This window comes from Methylocaldum sp., assembly GCF_039794385.1.
Classification (GTDB): Bacteria; Pseudomonadota; Gammaproteobacteria; order Methylococcales; family Methylococcaceae; genus Methylocaldum.
In genome coordinates this window covers 1-3,482 of the sequence record NZ_JBDIVO010000425.1, presented here as the reverse complement: position 1 = coordinate 3,482, position 3,482 = coordinate 1, and the positions used below count along the sequence as shown (strand labels likewise).

The 3,482-nt window shown below is 58.6% G+C and carries 6 protein-coding genes; all 6 read left to right on the top strand.

Annotation, left to right across the window (positions count from 1 at the left end):
- The first annotated feature begins 948 nt into the window (after positions 1–948).
- Positions 949–1,398 (top strand): hypothetical protein, encoded by a 450-nt coding sequence (locus tag ABJK70_RS22070; RefSeq protein WP_347259148.1) that lies wholly within the window; start codon positions 949–951, stop codon positions 1,396–1,398.
- Between the two features lie 229 nt (positions 1,399–1,627).
- Positions 1,628–2,128, top strand: coding sequence for a Na+/H+ antiporter subunit E (locus ABJK70_RS22065; protein ID WP_168175451.1), 501 nt, complete (start codon positions 1,628–1,630; stop codon positions 2,126–2,128).
- Positions 2,121–2,396, top strand: a complete 276-nt coding sequence (locus ABJK70_RS22060; protein ID WP_086133912.1) for a monovalent cation/H+ antiporter complex subunit F — start codon at positions 2,121–2,123, stop codon at positions 2,394–2,396. The genes ABJK70_RS22065 and ABJK70_RS22060 overlap by 8 nt, the downstream gene beginning before the upstream one ends.
- Positions 2,393–2,716, top strand: coding sequence for a monovalent cation/H(+) antiporter subunit G (gene mnhG, locus ABJK70_RS22055; protein ID WP_347259147.1), 324 nt, complete (start codon positions 2,393–2,395; stop codon positions 2,714–2,716). Before ABJK70_RS22060 ends, mnhG begins: the two co-directional genes overlap by 4 nt.
- On the top strand, positions 2,716–2,988 hold the full coding sequence (locus ABJK70_RS22050) for a hydrogenase subunit MbhD domain-containing protein (protein WP_347259146.1): 273 nt from the start codon (positions 2,716–2,718) through the stop codon (positions 2,986–2,988). Before mnhG ends, ABJK70_RS22050 begins: the two co-directional genes overlap by 1 nt.
- The coding region (locus ABJK70_RS22045) for an MnhB domain-containing protein (protein WP_347259145.1) at positions 2,985–3,482 on the top strand (498 nt) is incomplete at its 3' end. The genes ABJK70_RS22050 and ABJK70_RS22045, both read left to right, overlap by 4 nt.

Here is a 3,482-nt window from a genome sequence, read left to right as displayed (position 1 = left end):
AGACCACTCCTCGCGGAGTTGCCCTTGCCGTCGGCTAGTAGTTACATTGGCCCAAAGAATGGGCATTACAGGTACTCCTACAGGGGACTCTCACCCCATCAGTTCATGCCCATGTCGGGCGTACACTCGGCATTCCAGCCGACCGCTAACGCGGCGGCTGAATTTGTTCGTTAGGAGTCAAGGTGAGTCTCACGCGCTTTCACAAAGAAACTGCCGAGAACCTTGGCCTATTCAATGCCTCTACTCATGAAAATGACGTTCTGCGGGCGCAAGCCCGTGTAGGGCGGAATAGCGTACCCGCGTATTCCGCCGCATGGAGAACCTTCCATTCGGCGCATTACGCTGAAGCTAATGCGCCCTACGCGGGCTGGAATTTGCTCAAAGGGCATTTTTTCCGTGCCGTCGAGAAAAGCGAGCGCGTGTCGGAAAGTCGTGGCAAACGGCGGGAACGCGGTTTATGGCAACGCCGGTTTTGGGCGCATTTGATCACCGATCAGGTAACTTTAACAGCCACATGGATTGCATCCACTGGAACCCTGTCAAACATGGCTGGGCAAAGCGGATTACCGATTGGCCGTATTCGAGCTTTCACCACTTTGTGGAACGAGGTTTTTATCCAGCCACGTGGGGGCATTCAGGGGAATTCGAACTTGATGCAGGTGAATGACTCGAAAGATGCGGTCCGGCACCCTTCGGGCGGCTTTGCCGTGCACCAATTCGCTCGGAGCGAATTGGAACGTGCGAAGCACGGCCCGAAGGGCGAGTCTCATGGATGAGACGAGTAAATCGGCCTCGCCACGTTGCGCCTCGCCCTGCCGATTTGTCGTACCTCAGCGCATCCTATGAACTCCGTCGGCAAAGGATTGCCGACCTACGACTCGGTAAGGGATACCGGGATGAAAACGCTCAGGTGCGGCACTGTTTCTACAGCATTAAGGATGACGTGCCATGGCCAAGAAACGTTTCGGCAAATTACCGCCGCGCTACCTGTTCGCACTCAACCCGTACAAGGAAACGCGCTTCAGCCGTTGTCCGAAGTGCGAACGGTTGACTTATCCGAGAAAGTTTCCGCTGTTGATTGTTGTGCCTGGCCACGGACTTTTTGTTCTCGGCAAAACCTGTCGATACTGTCCGAAATGCGAGTTCATCATCGCCCACCAGGATGAGCTGGACAGCGTGTTGACAACGATGTTCCCGGAGCGCACTCGCGATGAAACCGGCAAGGAATACTTCGTGCTCGGCACGGTCCAGACGAGGGTATGGCGTAAAGCGCTGGATGACCCTTCGAGCTTTAAAAACCTGGAAGATATACGAGAGCACACGGCGGATATCAAGCGCTACATGGAGGTTAAATACGAACCGGGCGGGTGGGGCTTCGCCGGTAAGACAGAGACCTGATAGGGTAACCGGCGTTATTGCGGCCCAATCGACACTTCTGTCCCCATGCGGCGGAATAGCGTACTCGCGCATTTCGCCGCATGGGGATATCCCTTTCGGCGTATTACGCTGAGACTAATGCACCCTACGCGAGCCCCATAGGTGGGCTTCTGCGCGTTATCAAAAGAGGATGGAGCGCTCCGGTCGATCTGATATGATGGGGCCTCGGTTGACATGGAAAGTCGAGGTCATGTTCGATTTTTTCGTCAAATCAGGACTCAAGCGCATTCTGTTCCTGGCGTTATGCTGGTGGGCCTTGACGGAGGGGTCGTCGGCCTGGGCCTTCGGCGTGCCGGTCATTCTCATCGCGCTTGTTTCAAGCTTCCTCATCAATCCGTCCGGATACAGGCCCCTGTACGGTCTGCCCCGTTTTCTCGGTTTCTTTCTCTGGCACTCGCTGCTCGGCGGCATCGATGTCGCGCGGCGCGCCTTGCATCCGAAAATGCCTCTGGCGCCGGCATTCGTGGATTTTTCCCTGCGGCTGACAGACGAGGCGGCCTGCGTACTTCTCATCAACACCGTCAATTTGCTGCCGGGCACCCTGGTCGCCGAACTGGACGAGCAGCGGCTGCAGGTTCATGTCCTAGACAAGGGGCTGCCCATTCTCGAATCCCTGCGAACGGTGGAAGAACGGGTTGCGGCTCTGTTCGGCCTCTCCTTGAATCAAGCCGGGGATACGCCCCATGCCTGAACTGAACCTGGCGCTCGCTTTCTTTCTGCTCCTCAACATCGCCGCCGGATTGCTCCGGATCGTGCGCGGTCCTACCTCGGCCGATCGCATGCTGGCGGCACAGTTGTTCGGCACGACCGGCGTAGCGGTCTTGCTGTTGTTGGCGGAGGCGCAAAACTTGCCGGCGCTCCGCGATGTCGCCTTGACTTTCGTGCTGCTCGCGGTGCTTGCGACAGTGGCGTTCGTAAGGCGGTTTTCCGATCGCAGCGACGGGGATGACGAGTCGTGAACGAGATTGCGCTTCAATGGCTTTCTGCCTTCTCGCTGTTTCTTGGCGTTTCATTCTTTTTTGCGGGAACCGTCGGTCTCTTGCGCTTTCCCGATACGTACACCCGAATTCATGCCCTCACCAAAGCCGATAATTTAGGGTTAGGCCTGGTCATTTTCGGTCTGATGCTGCAGACCGAATCCTGGGCGGTGATACTGAAACTCTTGCTGATCTGGCTGCTCGCGCTGCCGGCCAGCGCCACGGCCTGCCATCTGCTCGCCCGCCATACCCTGCGGTCCGAACACCGGGCCAGAGTTTCCACTTGGCAGGAACCACAGTGATGCTCGGCGAAATACTGGATTTTTCGTTGGCTGCAATCCTGATTTGGATTGCCTGGCGGACCGTGACAACCCCTGATCTGTTCAGTGCGGTGGTGCTGTTCATCGCCTTCGGCCTTCTGATGACGCTGGCCTGGATAAGGTTGCACGCTGCGGACATCGCCCTGGCCGAAACCGCCATCGGGACCGGGCTAACCGGAGCCCTGATGCTTGACGCCGTGGCGCACATCACCGGTAAACGAGGACGCCGGCGTGCGGGAAGGAACCCATCATGAGCGCGGTGTACGGACCGATCCGACAGATCGCCGCCGCGCTCGCTTGGATCTTGGGCATCGGCCTTAGCGCCGCGATAGTCGCGCTTTCCCGCCCGGACTTCGGCTTGGCGGAACTCGTCGAAGCGCATCTGGAGGAAAGCGGCGTCCGACACCCGGTAACGGCCGTGCTGCTGAATTATCGCGGCTACGACACTCTTCTGGAGATTGCCGTGCTGTTGTTGGCCGTGCTGGGAATCCTGGCATTCCGGCCTCCAGGCCCCGCCTCCATACCCGACGCCGCGCCCGATTCGAGCCCCGTGCTCGCGGCTCTGAGTCGCTTGATAGTTCCGCTCATCGTTCTCGCTGCGGGATATCTGTTATGGGCGGGCGCGCACCGGCCGGGTGGAGCATTCCAAGCGGGGGCTGTGCTCGCGGGGGGCGGCGTTCTGCTGCGCCTGACCGGCACGATTCCGAGCTTCGAGTCGCCGAATGCATGGTTGCGTGTATGCCTCGTT

Coding starts and splice junctions, on each gene's coding strand:
- ABJK70_RS22070 (WP_347259148.1), top strand. CDS start 949: ATGGCCAAGAAACGTTTCGGCAAATTACCGCCGCGCTACCTGTTCGCA.
- ABJK70_RS22065 (WP_168175451.1), top strand. CDS start 1,628: ATGTTCGATTTTTTCGTCAAATCAGGACTCAAGCGCATTCTGTTCCTG.
- ABJK70_RS22060 (WP_086133912.1), top strand. CDS start 2,121: ATGCCTGAACTGAACCTGGCGCTCGCTTTCTTTCTGCTCCTCAACATC.
- ABJK70_RS22050 (WP_347259146.1), top strand. CDS start 2,716: ATGCTCGGCGAAATACTGGATTTTTCGTTGGCTGCAATCCTGATTTGG.